This window comes from Kluyvera sp. Awk 3 (assembly GCF_028069715.1).
GTDB lineage: Bacteria > Pseudomonadota > Gammaproteobacteria > Enterobacterales > Enterobacteriaceae > Kluyvera > Kluyvera georgiana_A.
In genome coordinates this window covers 1-272 of the sequence record NZ_JANEWH010000350.1, presented here as the reverse complement: position 1 = coordinate 272, position 272 = coordinate 1, and the positions used below count along the sequence as shown (strand labels likewise).

Here is a 272-nt window from a genome sequence, read left to right as displayed (position 1 = left end):
TGAGTTCCCGGCCGAACCGCTGGCAACAAAGGATAAGGGTTGCGCTCGTTGCGGGACTTAACCCAACATTTCACAACACGAGCTGACGACAGCCATGCAGCACCTGTCTCAGAGTTCCCGAAGGCACTAAGGCATCTCTGCCAAATTCTCTGGATGTCAAGAGTAGGTAAGGTTCTTCGCGTTGCATCGAATTAAACCACATGCTCCACCGCTTGTGCGGGCCCCCGTCAATTCATTTGAGTTTTAACCTTGCGGCCGTACTCCCCAGGCGG

1 rRNA gene is annotated in these 272 nt (G+C 54.0%); it reads right to left on the bottom strand.

Going from position 1 to position 272, the window contains the following annotated elements:
- A 16S ribosomal RNA gene (locus NNN71_RS25065) occupies positions 1-272 on the bottom strand; the annotation flags it as partial.